The 20424-nt window shown below is 36.6% G+C and carries 9 protein-coding genes; all 9 read left to right on the top strand.

Translation table 11 applies throughout. From position 1 onward, the window contains the following. The first annotated feature begins 103 nt into the window (after positions 1-103). Positions 104-1438 (top strand): rhamnogalacturonan acetylesterase, encoded by a 1335-nt coding sequence (locus PEDSA_RS18570; protein WP_013634710.1) that lies wholly within the window; start codon positions 104-106, stop codon positions 1436-1438. Positions 1439-1666: 228 nt separating this feature from the next. Then, the gene (locus PEDSA_RS18575; RefSeq protein WP_013634711.1) at positions 1667-3880 is read left to right on the top strand and encodes a fasciclin domain-containing protein; all 2214 of its coding nucleotides are present in this window, start codon (positions 1667-1669) and stop codon (positions 3878-3880) included. A gap of 21 nt (positions 3881-3901) precedes the next feature. Next, positions 3902-7174, top strand: a complete 3273-nt coding sequence (locus PEDSA_RS18580; RefSeq protein ID WP_013634712.1) for a SusC/RagA family TonB-linked outer membrane protein — start codon at positions 3902-3904, stop codon at positions 7172-7174. Positions 7175-7190: 16 nt separating this feature from the next. Continuing rightward, the gene (locus PEDSA_RS18585) at positions 7191-8690 is read left to right on the top strand and encodes a RagB/SusD family nutrient uptake outer membrane protein (RefSeq protein WP_013634713.1); all 1500 of its coding nucleotides are present in this window, start codon (positions 7191-7193) and stop codon (positions 8688-8690) included. A 21-nt stretch (positions 8691-8711) separates the two neighbouring features. Continuing rightward, positions 8712-10400, top strand: coding sequence for a fasciclin domain-containing protein (locus PEDSA_RS18590; RefSeq protein ID WP_013634714.1), 1689 nt, complete (start codon positions 8712-8714; stop codon positions 10398-10400). Positions 10401-10416: 16 nt separating this feature from the next. Next, the gene (locus tag PEDSA_RS18595; protein ID WP_013634715.1) at positions 10417-11913 is read left to right on the top strand and encodes a fasciclin domain-containing protein; all 1497 of its coding nucleotides are present in this window, start codon (positions 10417-10419) and stop codon (positions 11911-11913) included. Positions 11914-11934: 21 nt separating this feature from the next. Beyond that, positions 11935-15153: a SusC/RagA family TonB-linked outer membrane protein gene (locus tag PEDSA_RS18600; protein ID WP_013634716.1), complete on the top strand. Its 3219-nt coding sequence runs from the start codon at positions 11935-11937 to the stop codon at positions 15151-15153. A 24-nt stretch (positions 15154-15177) separates the two neighbouring features. Continuing rightward, positions 15178-16968 carry a RagB/SusD family nutrient uptake outer membrane protein gene (locus PEDSA_RS18605; RefSeq protein WP_013634717.1) on the top strand — a complete coding sequence of 597 codons (1791 nt, stop codon included), beginning with the start codon at positions 15178-15180 and terminating at the stop codon, positions 16966-16968. A 242-nt stretch (positions 16969-17210) separates the two neighbouring features. Further along, a complete protein-coding gene (locus tag PEDSA_RS18610) occupies positions 17211-20414 on the top strand; it encodes a SusC/RagA family TonB-linked outer membrane protein (RefSeq protein ID WP_013634718.1) in 3204 nt (1067 codons plus the stop codon). The last annotated feature ends 10 nt before the right edge of the window (positions 20415-20424 follow it).

The following is a 20424-nucleotide window of genomic DNA, read 5'->3' on the forward strand; positions in this document are numbered from 1 at the left end:
AATTTATCGCTATTCTTTACCTAGCAATTGTCTCGAAGACAGGATGCAACAGGATGCGTGTTTAAACTTCATGTTTTAGCTTTGTAGGAAACCAATAAACCAAATGAATCAGAAAAACTTCCAACGATTTCGTTTTAAGGTGGCTTTAATCGCGGTCAGTTTTCTTTTTGCTGAAACTTCGTTTGCCCAAAGTTTTAAATTCGATTTTGGCGAGGGAAAGGCTCAGAGCGGGTTTATAAAAATAGATAATAAGCGCCGGTACAGCGATGAAAATCTTTATGGATTTGATTTACAAACACAACCAGACTCTAAAAATACAGGTATCCAAAAAGGATTGAAAAGTGATTGCGTTTACAGTAAGTCTCCCTTTTATTTTTCGGTGAAGGTGCCCGAGGGAAATTATAAAATCAAAGCGCTTTTTGGAAGTTCTCAAGATTCGGGCCATACAACGGTTAAAGCGGAATCCCGGAGATTGATGTTGCAGGATATTAAAACTAAGCCAGGGGAATTCCGGGAAGAAGTTTTTGTAGTAAATATTAAAAACAAAAATATTGATGGGAATAATCAGGTTGCTTTAAAACCCAGAGAATTGACTAAGCTGGACTGGGATGATAAGCTGACATTGGAGTTTGATATTAATACTTATTTGTGTGCGCTTGAAATTGAACGGGTAGAAAACTATACGACGTTGTTTTTGGCAGGGAATTCGACTGTGGTAAATCAGGAAGAGGAGCCCTGGGCGTCGTGGGGACAGATGATTCCACGTTTTTTCGGAGATGGTATTGCGGTAGCCAACCATGCGGAATCCGGTCTTGCTTTGGGAAGTTTTCTAAGTTCTAAAAGATTAGACAAAATTTTGAGTGTGGCTAAGCCTAGCGATTATCTCTTTATTGAATTTGGTCATAATGATCAAAAGGAAAAAGGAGAAAATTCTGGGGCTTATAAATCTTATTCAGAAAGACTAAGGCTGTTTGTTAACAAGTTTAAAGCTGTTGGCGGTATACCTGTAATTGTCACTTCGACAAGTAGAAGGTCATTTGATGCAGAAGGCAAACTGAATCAGACACTTGGCGATTTTCCAGATGCTGCGAGACAGGTTGCCCTTGAGCTGAATGTCCCCTTAATAGACCTGAATTTGATGACCAAAACTTTCTATGAGGCTCTGGGCGTAGAGCGGTCAAAGTTAGCTTTGGTACACTATCCGGCACATACCTTTCCAAATCAGGAGCAGGCTCTGGCTGATAATACGCACTTTAATACCTACGGTGCGTTTGAGATTAGTAAAATGGTTCTTAGAGGAATTATTGAAAATAAATTAGCCATAAAAAACAATATTAAAGATTTTGAGGGATATCATCCAGGTAAACCGGATGATCCGTCTAAATGGTTTTGGCCTTTAAGTCCAATTAACAGTATTTTAAAACCAGATGGTAGCTAAAGCAGGATGGTGCAGGTTGCCGAAAGAAAAAGCTATGTTTAAATTTAGTATATAAACCTAAATACGGTGAACCACTTATTGAAATTATAAACCAAATAAACAATTATGATATTCTGTCTAAAACTCAACAGTTGTTAAAATATTGGCTTGATCCATAATAGTCAAATATACACTTGATTATAAATGTTCTAACGACATTTATTTAAAAAAATTGTAAACCAGAAATATATGTTAAGAGTATTAAAAAACGTAGTCCTATCTTCTATTTGTTTTTGCTTTTTCTTGACTTCTTGTGTGAAAAAGGAGTTTGAAGATTTTTACAAGCGCCCGGATAATTTAGCTGACCCAATATATCAGCAACTTGTGTCGCGGGGTAATTTTACCAGTTTATTAAAATGTATTGATAAAGCTGGTTACAAGGAAACTTTGAGTAGTGGAGGGTATTGGACCTTCTTTGCTGCTGATGACGATGCTTTTTCGAAGTATCTAAATAGCATCGGAAAAAGTAATGCAGATGATATCGATGCTGAACTCGCCAGGAAAATTGTAACCTATAATCTGGTTTACAATGCCTATCGCGAAGATGAGCTGATTAAATATCAGGCACCCGGTCAGACAACATCAATTAAGCCAGAATATGCTTTTAAACGTAAAACTGCATATTATGATTTTGTTTATACAACAAAAATAAAAGATACACTAACAAAGGTTATAAACACAAATCGAAATGGAGGGCTTTACGTAGCTTCGGATAACAATAATAAGTATATCCCTTATTTCTCAATAAAGTCTCTGCAAGGCATTCAGCTAAGCGCATCCGACTATAAGCAACTTTTTCCTAACGCAGATTATAAAGATTTTAATGTAGTTGATGCCAAGGTTAAAGAAAGAAATATAGTGGCTGAGAATGGTATAATACATGTTATAGATAAGGTGATTTTACCATTGGATAATATTGATTCATATATTGCATCTAAAGCAGAGTATAGCGAATTTAAAAAGTTGTTGGATTTAGCTGCTACTTATTCCTACAACGACGAAATAACTAAAAGGTACCAGGCGCTTTCGAATTCAATAGATAAGGTATATCTTAAACAATACAATCCAAGTCTTGCCTTTGCGCCAAATAATGAGAATTTTCTTAATTCCGGTACAGATGCCCAAATTAATGGTTACAGCATTTTTGTACCAACGAATGCTGAGTTATTAGCTTATACAAAAGATGTATTAAAATATTATAAAACGTTTGAGGAGGCCCCACGTTCAATACTGTATGATTTCTTAAACGCTCATATGTGGCGTACACAGGTATGGTTGAGTAAGATAAATAATGAAGGAAATGCTTCTGGTGAGACTGCAAATTTCAGTCCATCAGCTATTATAGATAAGAAGGTTTTAAGTAATGGTTTTTTCTATGGTATAAATACTGTACAAAGGGCAAATGCTTTTCATACGGTTTATAGTTTTGCTTATCTAGATCCTAAATATAAGTTAATGAAGTTTGCATTAGACGGAGGATTAAAGCCCTTAATAACAATTCCTGCCGCTAAGTATACTATGTTTATGATGTCTGATACTGAAATCAGAGCAGCTGGTTACGACTATTATGATGATAAGTCAAACTGGGGATATCTGAAACCTGGTACAACGGGAACAGTAGATGTTTCAGACGGAGCTAAAGCAAGGATAAATCGTATTCTGGAAACATCTGTTGTCCCTACTCCAAATGGCGAGTTAAATGATCTTTCAGGCAAAGGAATTGTAGAAGCCTATAATGGGGAATACATAAAATATGATGCAGGTAAAGTTTATGCAAGCGGCAATGTAGAAACTAATACACCTGTGACAATAGATAGTTCAGGAGCGGCAATAAACGGGAAGGTATATTATACAAAAAACTTACTTACTTTCACGGAAACACCTGTTCCGGTCACTATAGCGAAACTTGCTACGAATTATCCTTCTGATTTCGGACATTTTTGGAATTATTTGAAAAACGCATCAATTTTTGGTGAAGCGGATAATAGTATTCTACAGGTTGCGCTCGGATCATTTTATACATTTTTAATCCCAAATAATGCTGCGATAGAAAAAGCGGTTAAGGACGGGGTTTTGCCAGGTAACACCACAACAGGAGTTCCTAATTTTACATCTGCTGACCCTCGGGATGTTGAAAAAGTTACCAACTTTATTTATTACCACATACTTGATAAGAATACAGTTGCAAGCGATGGGCACAAGAGTGGCGGGTATGCAACTTTGTTAAAAAATGCTAATGGTAACGTGTTGTTTTTGAATGTAGTAAGTCCATCGAAAAACAATCTCTCTTTTAATGACGCCTATGGCAACAATGTGACTATAAACATAAATAGAAGCAACAATTTGGCTTATCGTACGATAATTCACTCGCTTAACTCTTATTTGAAATTTAATGTCCAATAACCCCCAAAGATAAAAACGTATATGAAAAGAATTGTATTACTATTATTAAGCTACTGTATTTGTATGGTATACGGATTTGCGCAAGAAAAAGTGATTGTAAGGGGGAAGGTTTTAGATGCTAAAGATCGTTTACCTGTTATTGGAGCTTCGGTATTTGAGACCGACAAAGACGGGCGTACTATTGCAGGAACACAAACCGATATAGACGGAAATTATGCTTTAAGAATGTCGAATTCAAAAAACAAAATTTCGGTGTCTTATCTAGGCTATAAAAACTTTAGCGAGCAGTTAAATGGTAGAACTGTTGTAAATGTTGTGTTGCATTCAAACGAGTCCTTATTAAAAGAAGTTGTTGTAACAGCTGGAAGAACCGTAAATAATGGTACTGGTTTAAATATAGAAAAAAGAAACTCTACTACAGCCACCGTTACTATACAGGGTAAAGAATTGCAGGAATTAGCTTCGCAATCTATTGATCAGGCTTTACAAGGACGTATGTCCGGAGTTGATATAGGCACTACTTCCGGTGATCCAGGGGCAGGGATGTCGATTAGGATTCGTGGTACATCATCTATCAACGGATCTTCCAATCCGTTAATTGTATTGGATGGTTTACCGTTTGACACAGAAATTCCATCAGACTTTAATTTTGGAACAGCAGATGAAAACGGTTATGCACAGCTTCTGAATATAGCACCTACCGATATACAAGATATTACGGTTCTTAAGGATGCTGCTTCGACTGCAGTTTGGGGGGCCAGAGCTGCAAATGGGGTATTAATTATTAATACCAAACGTGGAATTATAGGTAAGCCTCAGTTGACTTATAATTTCAAGGGTTACGTATCAACGCAACCGAAAAGTATTCCTTTATTAAATGGCAATCAATACGCTACGCTGATACCTGAAGAAGTTTCGAACGCAGATGGTAATCCTCTGAATATACAAAATAATAAGGAGTTTTCCTTTGATCCGTTTGACCCCTATTGGTATCATAATTATAGTAATAATACGGATTGGATTAATGCCATTACGCAAACTGGTTTATCCCAGGATCATAACTTGTCTATGACCGGTGGTGGTGAAAAAGCGAAATACTATGCCTCATTAGGATATACCGGAGTAAGAGGGACAACTGTGGGTACAGATTTAAAGCGGATTACTACCAAAATTAATCTGGATTACAATGTGTCTTCCAGAATAAGATTCAGGACTGATATAACTTTTACTCATTTAGACAATAGTCAAAATTTTCCTGGCGAAATTAGAGGGGTAGCATACAATAAAATGCCAAATATGTCAATATATGAGTTTGATTTATATGGTAATAAATCACCAAATTATTTATCTCCGGCTTATAATATTCAGGGGTCTTTTGGATATGATGGAGGAAAAGACAAAGCTACAGGTACGTATAATCCGGTTGCAATGGCACTTGAAGCTATAAATAAGCAGGTGGGGAATAGAATTTTACCGCACTTTTTTGTTCAATATGATATTTTACCATCTTTACTAACGTCTACATTTGATGTACAATTTGATATAAATAACAATAAACAAAATACATTTTTACCACAAATAGCAACCGGTAGGTATAATAACGAAACTGTAGTAAACAGAGCAGGGGATATAGACGGAGATGTATTTGGAGTAACTACAAAATTGAATTTTGTTTATAAACCTAACTTAAATCAAGAAATTCACACGTTACAAGCATTACTCTCCTTACAAACAAGCGATTCAAGGTCTTTGTCTTATAAAGCGAATATGTCGAATACTGCATCGTCTCTTTTGCAAGACCCGGCAGATCCTTCGAGAACGATTAACTCGGAATTGGCCTTGGAAGCTACACATTCACAAAATCGCAGTGTAGGTGCATTGTTACAAGGTCAATATAGTCTGTTAGATAAATACATCGTTAATGCTGCATTACGTCTTGATGGAAATTCAAGATTTGGACCGGATAACAGGTATGGACTATTTCCATCGTTGTCTTTTAGATGGCGTGTTTCTGGGGAAGAATTTCTTAAACAGGCAAATTTTATAGAGGATTTAAGTTTGAGAGCCAGTTATGGTCAAAGTGGTGGCGTACCGAATAAAAATTACCTTTATTTTAACCAATACACGCCATTTGATTACAGCTATATGGGGCAATCGGGAGTTTTTCCTTCGAATATGGAACTATCTAACCTTAAATGGCAGACAGTTACTGGAATTAATTTCGGTTTTAATCTCTGGTTATTTAAAAATCGTTTGCTTTTAGATGCTGAAGTATACAGGAACCGGACAACAGATATGTTTTTTGACAAGTTAGCCTTACCAACTTATACAGGTTTCGATAAATATTCAGCAAATATCGGAACTATGGATAATCAGGGTTGGGAGGTTATGTTAAATACAATTCCTTATAAGAAAGGGAAGGTACAAGTGGGTTTCGATTTTAATATAGCCCGAAATGTAAATATAATAAGAGAAGTATCTGAATATTTTCCACGTGATAATGGAATAAAGATTAACCAAAATGGAAAATACCGTTCTTATCTCCTTGAAGGAAACCCATTTGGATCTTTTTACGGATTTAAATATTTAGGGGTGTACAGTACTGAAGACGAGACGATTGCCAGAGACGCAAATGGGAATAAAATTACAGGGCCAAATGGACAACAAATTCATATGAGATTTGGTTACCCGTCAATAGATTATGTTTTTCAGGCTGGTGATGCAAAATATGAAGATATTAATCATGACGGAAATATAGATGAAAAGGATATTGTGTATTTGGGAAATGGAATACCTAAAATAACTGGCGGTTTTGGACCCAGCTTAACTTATAAAGGGTTGACCATACGTACTTTCTTTAATTACCGTCTTGGATACCAGGTTATTAATGCCGCAACTATGAATACTACCAATATGTATTCTTATGACAACCAGAGCACTGCAGTGTTGAGAAGATGGCGTAATCCGGGTGATGTAACGGATATCCCGAGGGCTCTTTTTAAGAAAGGATATAATTGGTTGGGATCTGATAGGTATGTGGAAGAAGGTTCTTTTGTAAGATTCAAATCTGTGACAGTAAGGTATAACCTGGCACACAATGTTTTAAACAAAATGAAGGTTAGAAGCGCCAGTGTATACGTAACAGGTGAAAACTTAGTAACGTGGACAAAGTACCGTGGCCAGGATCCGGATATATCTACCCGTGGTGATAATGATCCGTTTAAAATTAATGTCGATAATTCGTTAACACCACCAAGCAGAAATATCCTTTTTGGTTTAACTGTAGGATTTTAAAAAACATTCAGCAGATATGAAAGCAAGAGAAATTAAATATACCCTTATTATTTTATTGATGTTATTTACATCAACATCATGTAATAAATGGTTGGATCTTAAACCAGAAGACGGAATCATCAGGCAGAATTACTGGAAAACAAAAGAACAGTTGAATGCTGCAGTGATAGGGTGTTATTCATCTTTATTAAACTACGATCTCATTTACCAGCTTTTCAGATGGGGGGAGATGCGTGGAGATATGTTATCATTAACTCCTGTATCATCCATCGATGATTTGAATATTACAGAAGGTAATATTCTACCGTCCAATTCTATCACAGTGTGGGCGCCCGTTTATCAGACTATCAACTACTGCAATACTGTTATAGAGTTTGGCCCACTTGTAGTGGATTCTGATAAAACATTGTCTGAATTACAATTGAATGCGTATTTGGCAGAGGCACATGCTATTAGAGGATTGATGTACTTCTATTTATTGAAAGCTTTTGGTGAAGTGCCGTTACAACTTAAGGCTTCCTCCAGCGATAATACTCTAGAACAATTAGCTAAAAGTTCAAAAGAGGAAGTTTATAAATTAATAATCGAGGACTTTAAGTTTGCGGAGACACACGCTGTATTGACCTACGGAGATAAAAATAATGATAGAGGTCGTATAACTAAATATACGAGTTATGCGATGCTTGCAGATGCTTATTTGTGGAATGATAACTATCAGGACTGTATCACCTACTGTGACAAAATAATTAATTCGGGGCAGTTTGCTTTATTTCAGGCACCAGACCAGCAAACTTTTTTCAATACTGTTTATAGAAATAGATTAGGTTATTCTCAGGAAAGTGTTTTCGAGTTACACTTCGATAGTCAGAGACAAAACCCAGCCTATACTTTTTTTGCGGCTTCAACGAGACCTTATCTTATGGGGGCCAAAGTTTCTGACTATTTCGGTTTGGATGAGTTAAACCCATTGAACAAAGATTATCGGGGAGATGGTGCATCATATAAAAGTGATGACCAATCGATAGCTAAAGCTGCAGGTATTTATAGCGGTACTGACTTTAAACTGGTAGATAACACAAATTCTACTGCAAATTGGTTTATCTATCGTTACTCAGACATATTACTGTTTAAGGCAGAAGCATTAACGTGGACCAATAAGGGGCAGGAGGCTTTAGACCTTATACATGCAGTGCGTTCTAGAGCAAATGCCATAGAAGCAACTGAAGAGGCCCCTGCTGAAAACGACCCTGAGGCTATATCTGCATATATTTTAAGAGAGCGATCCAGAGAGTTTGCCTTTGAAGGAAAAAGATGGTTTGATATGTTGCGTATAGCAAAAAGAAATAACTATAGGCAATTGGATCTGATGCTTGAAATTATAGCGGAATCGGCTCCGGCAGATCGCCAGCAGTCTATTTTGAATAAATATAAAGATGTACGGAGTCATTATTTTCCAATTAGCCAGTACGAATTACAGGCTGATAAGAATTTGGTTCAAAATCCATTTTATCAATAAAGAAATTAAAAATTCAAGCATATGAAAAGAGATTTCAAAACATGGTGCTTGCTTATCATCGTAATGATAATAAGCATTTTAGGTTGCGAAAAGCAATCTTTAGTTTACACTACAGATAATAGTGTAAATATTACTGGATATTTAGATAGTGATCCGGGAAATTTTTCTGAGTTCCGAAAAATTTTGGAATTAACCGGTACGGCAGGATATCTCAATGCCTGGGGAGCTTATACGCTTTTCTTGCCGAATAATAGTGCTGTGGAAGCTTATCTGAAAGATGTGGGTAAAACTTCTGTTGAACAGGTGGATATTGAGACATGGAAAAACCTGGTTAAGTTTCATCTTATAGAGGACACTCTGTCGACAAGTAACTTTAAAGACGGTAAATTGCCTAATTTAACCATGTATGGCCAGTATCTGATTACAGGTGCACAAAATTTAAACGGGGTGACAAAGATAACCGTTAATCGCCAGGCGAATTTGGTAAAGGGGAATGTTATTGCCGGTAACGGAGTAATACACGTAATAGATCGTATGTTAATTCCTGCTAAATTATCATTAGCAAAAATGATTGAAGCGGATCCCAAATATTCTATTTTTACTCAAGCACTAAAAGAAACCAGTCTATATGATTCTTTGAATATACTTCCGGTAAACAATAAGAATCGCTGGTTTACAGTTATAGCGGAAACAGACTCAACTTTGCAAGCCGCAGGTTTTCCAAACTATGCCGCATTAAAGGCCAGACTATCGAAAACTGGTAATCCAAAAAGCCCGGCAGATAGCCTTCGTAAATTTGTGGAATTCCATATTTTACCAGAAATAAAGTATCTATCAGATATCGTGTCAGCTCCTTCTCACGCAACTGTAGCTCCGGCCGAAGTGATAACTTCTAAACTGTCTGGCACCAAAGTGCTCATTAATGATGATGATTTTAATGGTAAACATGAAACTGGTATCACTTTGAAAAGAGATGGTAGTGATATCTCTGCCACCAACGGTGTTTTGCATACTGCTGCGCCTTATACAGCCGCCGGAGTAACCAGTTCGGGGCATTTAGCTATAAAAGTACGCGTACCGCTTAGAATAGATTGGGATGTGGCGGATTTCCCTGAGTTAAGGGCTTTACCAGCATATTTTAGACGGGCGAAAACAACTTTTGCTGGTCCGGTTAATTTAAGTACAATATTCACAGTAGGTGGAGCAAGAAATACAGCTTTATACTATGAATACAGTGCCTCGGAAAAAGCGGTATATGGCGATTATTTGAATTTACCATTAGGTGCGCCAAACCGCGTCGAATCGTTTACTTTAACCACTCCTTTATTGGTAAGAGGAAAGTATAAAGTGTGGATTTGTTATAAATATTACAAAAAATCCTCGAGCAATAAAGCCAATGTTAATCAGGTGTCTATAGATGGAGTGCCAATGCAACGGACTTTTGATTCCATGGCAAAAAGACCTTCAGGGTCAGAAGCTGAGCTGGAAGCACAGGGCTGGAAGCAATATCTTAATAACCAGACCGACAATAACTACAATAGCCGGTTATTGGGAATTATTGATCTGCCATCTACAAAGACCTATAAGTTTGAGATTAAGTGGGTAAGCGGTTCATCCAGTGATACCTATATAGATTTAGTGCAGTTTATTCCTGTAGATCAAAATCAAATACACCCAATGATAAATCAAGACGGAACCCGGGAATATTAATTAAAAAAGACTAAGGATGATTAAGACTTTCAAGTATTCATATATACTATTTTGTAGCCTGGTATTGTTTATCAGCTCATGTACCAAGTGGGACGATCACAATGCGGCAATAGAAGCGTCACTCGATAAAAATTTGCTGGATCAAATCAGGGATAATCCAGATTTAAGTAAATTTAATGAGTATTTATCCCAAACAGGATACGATGAGGTACTAGCTTCTTCGAAAACGCTTACTGTTTGGGCACCTGATAATGCAGCATTGGCTGCTTTGGATCCTGCTATTGTTAATAACAAAGAGCAACTGAAGTTACTCATTGGAAATCATATTTCTTTTCTATCTTATTTTTCTACAGATCCTAACCCGCAATTACGGGTTAGGACTCTAAGTCAAAAAAATATTGTCTTTACATCATCCAAATATGAAGAAGCAAATGTAAAAAAAGCCAATTCCTACGGGAGCAATGGGGTTTTGCATGTGATAGATAAAGCGATTGTTCCTAAAATGAATATCTGGGAGTACTTGAATAGTTCTTCGGATGCCACTTTGCAAAAGGCAGAGCTAAACTCACTTAACTATACAAAAAGAGATACCAGTAAGTCCGAAGTAATAGGCTATGACCAGGCTACCGGGAAACCAATTTTTAAAGAGGGAGTAGGTTTGATAAGTCGTAATCTATATTTAGAGAAAGATAATATCGCAAGTGAGGATTCGGTATATACCTATATTTTATTGACTGACAATGCTTATACTACCGAAGTAAATAAATTAAAACCATATTTTAAGACAGCCGACGCACATTTAACGGATAGTGTTACTCATTATAATGTTATTAAAAGTTTAGCGATCAGTGGAAAATACCATCCTAATAATCTGCCTGTAAAGCTTTATTCTGCAAAAGACAGTGTAATTTATACTTTAGATAAGAGCGCCATTGTTAAAACTTATGAGGCAAGTAATGGGATTGTTTATGTAATGAATAAGCTGGATTATGATATGGTAAGCAAATTAAGGCCTGTGAGAATTGAAGGCGAAGGGGCTTATACTTTACAATCATCTAAAACAGTCCAAATAAGAACACGTAGAAATTCCCTGGATATAAACGATCCACTTTACAGAAGCTTTTTTAAAGATTTGTTAATCGAAAATCATGGAGTATCAGGTTTTTGGGTCAAGTATCAATCGGTACTGAAATCAGTTAAATATAAAGTCTATGTCCGGGCCGTAAGGGATTTTAATCTCATTCCTCCGGCTGGAAGTTCTGAGATAACACAGTTCCGGATGCGAATAGCGTTTGGTGCCAATACAGCAACTGATATTCCTTACTATGAAAATGTAGGAGTGATTAAAAATGGTGACGGGACTTATTCACCTAATTACAACAAAGTTTACGTAGGAGAATATACTGTTGCAGAATATGGGAGAAAGGACATCTTTCTGGTTGCGAATAATGTTACAACCAATGGCTTAAATACGCTATTGCTTGATTATATAGAATTAGTACCCGTTCCTTAACAGATAATAAAATATTAATTTATGCAAATATTTACGAAAGCGTTCAGGTACGTTTTACCTGGTATATTTTTAACCTGGGCTTCGCAGCAATTAAGTGCACAGGTGGTAGATACCGCTAATGTTTCTATTTCAAGTGCTGATTCAGTTGCATTATTTAATAAAAAGGTAAGTAATCTGAGTAAATTCAACGTTAAGGGGCATATAAAAGATGCTGCTACCGGTAAGGCACTTGAAGGGATAAGTGTTAGTTTGCCAGGTTTTTCTGCCACTATAACTAATGATAAAGGATATTTTTTCCTGCCGGTTAGCGGCTATGATGCCACTATCATTATACAGAATATTGGATTCTCACCAAAGGAAATAGCGTTGAAAGGACGAAAAGAAATTGAGATATCGTTGTTAGATGAAGAATTTAACTCAGTTTTCGATTTAGTTACAATGCCCATGAAAAAGGTGACAAAGAGCAACGTCCCGTATGCAATAGGTTCGATTAATGCCAATGATGTATGGCAAAGGGGAATGGCTTCTCCGGATAGCTATCTGCAAGGGAAAATATCCGGGGTGAATGCCATACGCAGATCGGGAACTCCGGGAATGGGAGCAAATGTGCTTATTCGTGGATTTAACTCTATGAATGCCAGTAATCAGCCACTTTATATTGTGGACGGTGTGATTTATGACAATTCAGAATTTGGAATATCTTTAACCAGTGGACATAGTTATAATCCATTACAGGATATCGATATTAAGGATATTGATAACATTACTGTGTTAAAAGATGCTTCTGCTGCCATTTATGGTACAAGAGGAGCGAATGGGGTTATTCTTATCAACACACTTAGGGCTAAAGAACAAGCCACAAAAATTGATTTTGCTGCTTATGGAGGATTTAACCAGCAGCCTAAAAACACTCCTGTGATGGACGCTGGAAAATATAAAATATATCTGGCGGATGTTTTAAAGACAACGCGTTTGACGCAAAGTCAAATTGAATCTCTCCCTTTCTTTAATGATAGTAAAGAAAATAACCCCGATTATTATAGATATCATTATGATACAAATTGGCAGGATCAGGTCATGCGGAATAGTTACAATCAAAATTACTATTTGAAAGTAACCGGAGGGGACAACATCGCCACTTATGGACTGTCATTGGGATATTTGAAAAACGAAGGGGTAATAAGAGGAACTGATTTAACACGTTATCAGACAAGATTTAATGCTGACCTAAATCTTTCTCAAAGAGTAAAAGCGTTTGCTAATTTATCTTTTACTTCAAACAATCAAAATCTGAAAGATGTTGGAATTTCAAGAAATACAAACCCTCTTTATCTGGCGCAAATTAAAGCACCATTCCTGTCCACACAGGTAGTTGATAATAATGGTGAAGTTTCTCCAAACTTGGCAGAAGTAGATATATTTAACAGAAGTAATCCTGTTTCTTTAATAAACAACGCTCAAAATATAGATAATAATTATAGATTTCTGGGTTCTTTTGGCCTTAATTATATGGTTAGGAAAAATCTGAATCTACAATCTATTGTTGGTGTTACTTTCGATAAAGTAAGAGAAAAGATTTTTATTCCGAGCAAGGGCGTGGTGAGTGACACATTAAGTAAAGCAGTAGCATATAATCGATCAGGCAGTTATGTTTCCAGACTTTATTCACTATATAACGATACCAGATTAAACTACTCGAAGTCATTTGATCAGAGAAATGAGCTTAGCGCCAATATTGGTTTCAGATATAATATCAATAAAAGCGAAACAGACTATGGGTTGGGATATAATTCTGCAACTGATGAATTTGTAAGTATAACCAGTGGTCAGGCAGCGTTAAGAAAAGTCGGAGGTATGAATGGAGACTGGAATTGGTTAAATGTTTATGGTAATGTAGATTATAGTTATGCGAAAAAATATATAGCTTCTTTGAATGTCGCAATGGACGGCTCATCCCGTTTTGGAAAACAAGCAGACGGATTTAAACTTAATGGTAATCAATATGCTGTTTTACCGTCAATAGGCTTGGCGTGGCTAATATCTTCTGAGGATTTTATGGCTAATTTGACGGCGATAGATATTCTTAAGTTGAGGGGGAGTTATGGATTAACCGGGAATTATGATATAGGTAATTACAGTGCCCAAAAGGTTTATATATCTCAGAGTTTCCTTGGGGTGCAGGGATTAGTTAGTGGAAATATAGGGAATCCCTATTTAAAATGGGAAACGGTTACCAAATCAGATTTAGGGCTGGAAGCATCATTAATTAATGAGCGATTAGGTTTTTCGATAGACATTTTTAAGAATAAAGCAGATAATCTGATTGTTTATGAGCCGGTAGAATCTTCAACAGGTTTTAAATATGCTGTTACTAACAATGGAGCAATGGAAAATACCGGATTTGATTTCACAGTTAACAGTAGAATAGTTAATAAGGATATAAAGTGGGATCTGTCTGTCAATATATCAAAGTATAAAAATAAAGTAACAAAAATACCTAATGGATCTATGACTCATGAGTTTGCTGGTGCGACTTACTTAACAAAGGTAGGCGAAGCGGCAAATTTATTTTATGGATATAGAACAAACGGAGTATATGCTACTTCCAACGACGCTACATCGGCTGGTCTATCTTATAGAAATTCGTTCGGTGATTTAATCGCTTTTGGAGCTGGGGATGTGAAGTTTATAGATAAAAACAAAGACGGAGTTATTGACGATGCTGATAGAGAAGTTATAGGGAATCCAAATCCTGACTTTGTTGGCGGAATAGGAAGTATCTTAACTTATAAAAACTGGTCGGTAGATGCGCTCTTTACATTCAGTAAAGGCAATGATATTTACAATTTTGCCCGCCGGGAGTTAGAGTCTATGAATAATTATAACAATCAAACTCTTGCAGTAATAAACCGTTGGAGAACAGAGGGGCAACAAACGGATATGCCAAAAGCTAGTTATGGAGACCCAGCTGGAAATGCCAGATTTTCTGACAGATGGATAGAGGATGGGTCTTATTTCAGATTGAAAACAGCTTCTATCAGTTATAATTTGACATTTAAAAATAGCGCTATAAAATATACAAGAGTTTATCTGACGGGAAATAACATATTTACTCTTAGCAGGTATTTGGGTGCTGATCCCGAATTTAGTGCAGGTAATGGATTATTTAATCAAGGTGTGGACATAAATATGGAACCGCAGTTTCGTTCTGTTCAATTAGGAATAAGAGTGGGATTATAGTTCATTTTAGCTTAAAATAACGATATGAAAATTAAAGTAATAACTGGTTTAAAATATATTGTGTTGACGGTGCTTTGTATGTCTGTGCTGTCTTGCAAAAGAATTTTTGATTTTGAGCCTCAGAACGCTTTATCTGCCGGACAGGCATACAGAAATGTTTATGACGCTGATGCCGCAGTATTAGGGATCTATGGTAAATTTTTGAGTTTAGCAGAGCGATACGTTGTATTGAATGAATTGCGTGGAGATCTGATGGATGTTACTACAAATGCCAATATGTATTTGCGTCAGATTAACACACATACGGAAACACCGGATAATCCTTATGTGAATCCTCTTCCTTTTTATGAGGTTATCATGAACTGTAATAATGTATTGCATAACCTTCAAATAATGCGTCAGGAAAATAGGCTTACTGTGGACGAGTATCAACAGCGTTATTCGGACATAGGAGCGATTCGTTGTTGGTTGTATTTGCAGTTGGGGATTCATTGGGGAGAAGTTCCATATGTTACTGAACCTATAGAAAATGTTGATGATCTTAAAGATCAGTCTAAGTTTGCGCGTATTCCTTTTGATCAGCTATTGGATAAGTTAGTCGCTTTTGGTGAAAGTCTACCATATAAAGATCAATACCCGGCTGGATCGTCCCTTCAGACAACCTATGATAGTTACAATATGAATAAGATCTATATCTTTAAGAAAACTATCCTTGGGGATATTAATCTTTGGAAAGGGAATTGGGCTAAAGCTGCGGGATACTATAATAATGTAATGAATGCGGCAGATGTATTGTTTCCGTCCAGAGACAACGATCAATTTTTTGAAACATATAGAATAGGGTATTCAACATCTATTAATGGATCGAAATGGTCAACAATATTTCAAGAGCCATTTAATGAACGTTATTCGAATTACGAAAATATTTGGGTAATGCCTTTCGATAAGAATTTTGCCCCAAAAAATCCTTTTATCGATATGTTTTCAGTTAGTGGTAGTTACTTGTTTAAGCCATCTTTTAAAGCCATACAAAATTGGGAAAATGAAGAAAGTAATACCAATACGAGGGTAGGTGATACGTTTCGAAAGGATGGTTCATATAGAGAAACAATTGGAGGTAAAAATGAAATTGTAAAATATTTAGGTAAATATTCAAGTGGCTCGCCTTTTGAAACTACAGGTAAATGGATCCTTTATAGAGCCGGAATTTTGCATTTAAGAATGGCTGAAGCAGCAAACAGAGATAATAGAAGCAGTTTAGCTTACGGACTGGTTAACAATGGTATTCGACCGGCTTTTGATGACCCAACAGATTTAAGAGCGGCAAGTAGTAAAAGATCAAGAAACGTAACTTATATTCAACAGTCTGCTGAAGTAGGGTCTCCTTATTATCTTGATGCAAGAGAAGGTGATAATCCTGTTTGGAGAGGTCCTCTTACAAGAAATGTTGGTATTCGGGCTCGTGTAAGTTTAAACAATATTGTTATAGATTCTGCCAAATATTTTGACTTGAATACTCCGGTTGTTATTACAAAGACAAATGATGTAATTACTAATATCAAGTATAAACCTATTACTAACCAGGCAGGATTAACATTATTTACAGAAAATATGATTATTAAAGAAGCAGGAGAAGAGTGTGCTTTTGAAGGTTATCGTTGGGGAGATCTGTTACGTATAGCATTAAGAAGAAATGATACTAATTATTTAGCATCCCGAGTTGCTGCCAAATTTCCAGTGGGTAGTGCTGAGTATAATCAGGTGATGAGTCGGTTGTCCGACAGAGCTAATTGGTACTTGCCATTTAAATGGTAAATAACTAATAATAAAAATATATAAACAACAGCCTTCCCGAGCTCTCTGGAAGGCTGTTGTATTTTAGACCAGTACACCACAGGTTGCCGTTGCAATTTCCGAATAGTAAGTTAGACTTATAAACCTAAAGCAGTAAATACCTATTTAAACATAATTGATTTTGATATGGAAAGAAAACCTTCTTGATTTAGATTTATCTATAGCGGCTTAGTAAATGGTGTCAATTAATTAAACCAAATCTTATGAAAAACAAACAGAAACGAAGCAAAATTAAAATTGGTTATAATCTAATTTTGGCTCTGGGTATTGTTTTAATGCTATGTAAAAGCTTAAGCGCCCAGCAATCAATAAGTGGACAAGTTATCGATAAATCAAATATCAGTATCCCGGGCGTTTCAGTAGCTGTGAAAGGAACTACCAAGGGAGTGATGACAAACGCCGATGGAAGATTTTCCATTGCAGCTAAAATAGGGGAAATATTGGTGTTCAGTTCAATAGGGTTTGAAACCCAGGAGATTCCGATAAAAAGTCTGAATTCTTTAACTGTTACTTTAGAAACTAAAAGTCAGGATTTAGAACAGGTAGTTGTTATTGGTTATGGAACACAGAAGAAAGCGAACGTAACTTCCGCTATGACCACGTTTAATGCAGAGGGCGTTGATGAAAGACCGGTTGCGAGAGTTGATCAGGCTTTGGTTGGGCAGATGGCTGGGGTAACAATTAAACAGACAACAGGAGTCCCAGGGAAAGCATTTAGTGTTCAAATTCGGGGCGTTGGCTCAATAACAGCGGGAAGTGAACCCTTGTATGTCATAGATGGTTTCCCATTAACGCCTACTAAACCAAATGAATCTGGGAATTATGCTGGAGGGAATCCCTTGGATAATATAAATCCCAATGATATTGAATCAATTCAAGTATTAAAAGATGCAGCATCTGCGGCAATTTATGGGTCCAGAGCTGCGAATGGAGTTGTGTTGATTACGACTAAAAGAGGGCAAGCGGGAAAACCGAAAATAACTTTTAATACTTATGCAGGAATGAGTCAGGCTAACCGAAAGTTAGATATGTTGAATGCAGAAGAATGGATTGACAGAGCAACTGAAATGATTAATGCACAATGGGTAGCTTCTGCACCTGGTAGGAATGCAAATCAGACCAATGTGGAAAGAAGAACTATTTTGGGGTTGGCACAAGGAACTTATAATACATCCTATATGTATGATGATCGTTGGTTTCAGGAAGGTCACCCAGGATTGTATTTTATAGATTGGCAAGATGAGGCCTTTAGAAAAGGTTTAGTGCAAAATTATCAGGTAACATCTAGTGGGGCTACCGATTTTGTGAATTATTATGTGTCAGGTAATTATTCCAATCAAGAAGGTATGATCATTGGAATGGATTATAAGGCTTATTCTGCAAGAGCAAATGTAGAAGTATCACCAAATAAGAAACTAAAATTTGGACTCAATCTGGCACCAACTTACTCCATTGGAAATGATCCTGGAATCGAAGGGAAAGACAATATCATTCATCAGATAGCATCCATGAGCCCAGTTCAACAAGATGAAGCTGTGAATGTAAATACTTTTGGTTTTATCCAATATCCCTGGAGCACATCAACAAATAGCCCATTAGCCAAACTTAAATATCAAATTGGGCAAACCAAGAAATTCAGGACATTAGGTACCTTGTTTGGTCAGTATAAAATTTTAGACAACTTAACTTTACGAAGCACACTAAACCTGGATAATACAGATAATAGAGACAAGCGTTTTGTACCTTACACTATAACTGGAACTTTGGCAAATAGAACTGCAAGTCCAAATCAGGGGACTTCGGGAGCCAATAATAGTTACAGAAGGCAAACATTTGTTAATGAGAATACTTTAACTTATAGTAAGGTATTTAGTAATGTGCATGACCTTTCAATATTGTTGGGGCAGGCGTATAATACAGATAAGCTGGAAACAACATCATTATCTTCAACAGGAGGTTTTACCAATAGCTCGATAACAACTTTAAATGCTGCCGTAGCAACCGTTGGTAGTTCTACAGAAACTAAGAACGTAATGCTTTCCTATTTCTCAAGGGTACAATATGGCTATAAGAATAAATATCTTTTGTCTGCAAGTATCAGAAGAGACGGCTCTTCTCGATTTGGAGCTAATACAAAATGGGGGTGGTTTCCTTCACTTTCTGCAGGGTGGAGAGTAGTAGAAGAGAACTTTATGAAAAGTTCCAATACAATTAGTGATTTAAAATTAAGAGCTAGTTATGGAGAATCAGGGAACTATAATATAGGAGATTATAGTAGTATAGCTTTATTAGGAGGTTATAATTACACTTTCAATAATGCACTGGCAACAGGACAGGCTCCTGGTAATATAGTTAATCCGGATCTGACTTGGGAGAAATCTAAGACTTATGATTTTGGCCTCGATTTTGGAATCCTGAATAACCGATTGACAGGTTCCTTTGATATATATAAAAGAGTAAGTAGCGATTTACTTTTAAACGTTCCCTCTTTGCAGATTACTGGATTTTCAAGCTATCTTGACAATGCAGGAGAGGTAGTGAGTAAAGGTTGGGAATTGGAATTAACTTCCAGAAATATTGTCAGGAAAGATTTTCAATGGAATACATCATTCAATTTAGCTCACAATACAAATAAAGTAACAGCACTTTCAGGTGGGCAAACGCAGATTTTTATACCGTCTTCATTTGATATTTCACATAGTGTCTTACGAATTGGAGAACCATTGTATAGTATCTTCGTCGTAAGACAGGACGGGATCTTAACTCAACAAGATATTGATAAAGGAGCAGCTTTGTACGGAAGTCAGAAAGTAGGAGACCCTAAATATGTAGACGCATATCCCGATGGGGTAATTGACGAAAAAGACAGAGTAATCGTAGGGCATCCAAATCCAGATTATACCTGGGGAATAACCAATACATTTAAGTATAAAGGTTTTGATTTAAGTATACTTATCCAGGGACAAAATGGAGGCTCGATTTATTCCTTATTGGGAAGGGCTTTAGGGAGAACCGGACAGGGAGCATCTGATAATGCGCTAGGATTCTATAGAGACCGCTGGCGTTCTGAGTCAAATCCGGGAGCTGGTATCGTCGGTAAAGCCTACAGCACTTTTGGACGTATTAAAAATACAGACTGGTTATACTCATCTGATTATTGGCGAGTTAGAAATATTACTTTGGGATATAATTTCGATAAGTTTTTAAAAAATCAAAAGATTATACAGGGAGCCAGAATCTACGTGACAGCCGAAAATTATTTTGGACATGATAAGTATAAGGGAGGGTTTAACCCCGAGGCGACGAACACAAATCTCAGCGGAAGTACTGTATTCCCCGAAGCTGGTGATTATGGAGGATTACCTCTTGCTAAGTCGTTAATATTTGGTCTAAACTTCACATTTTAACTCGCGGAAC

This window comes from Pseudopedobacter saltans DSM 12145, from assembly GCF_000190735.1.
GTDB classification, from domain to species: Bacteria; Bacteroidota; Bacteroidia; order Sphingobacteriales; family Sphingobacteriaceae; genus Pseudopedobacter; species Pseudopedobacter saltans.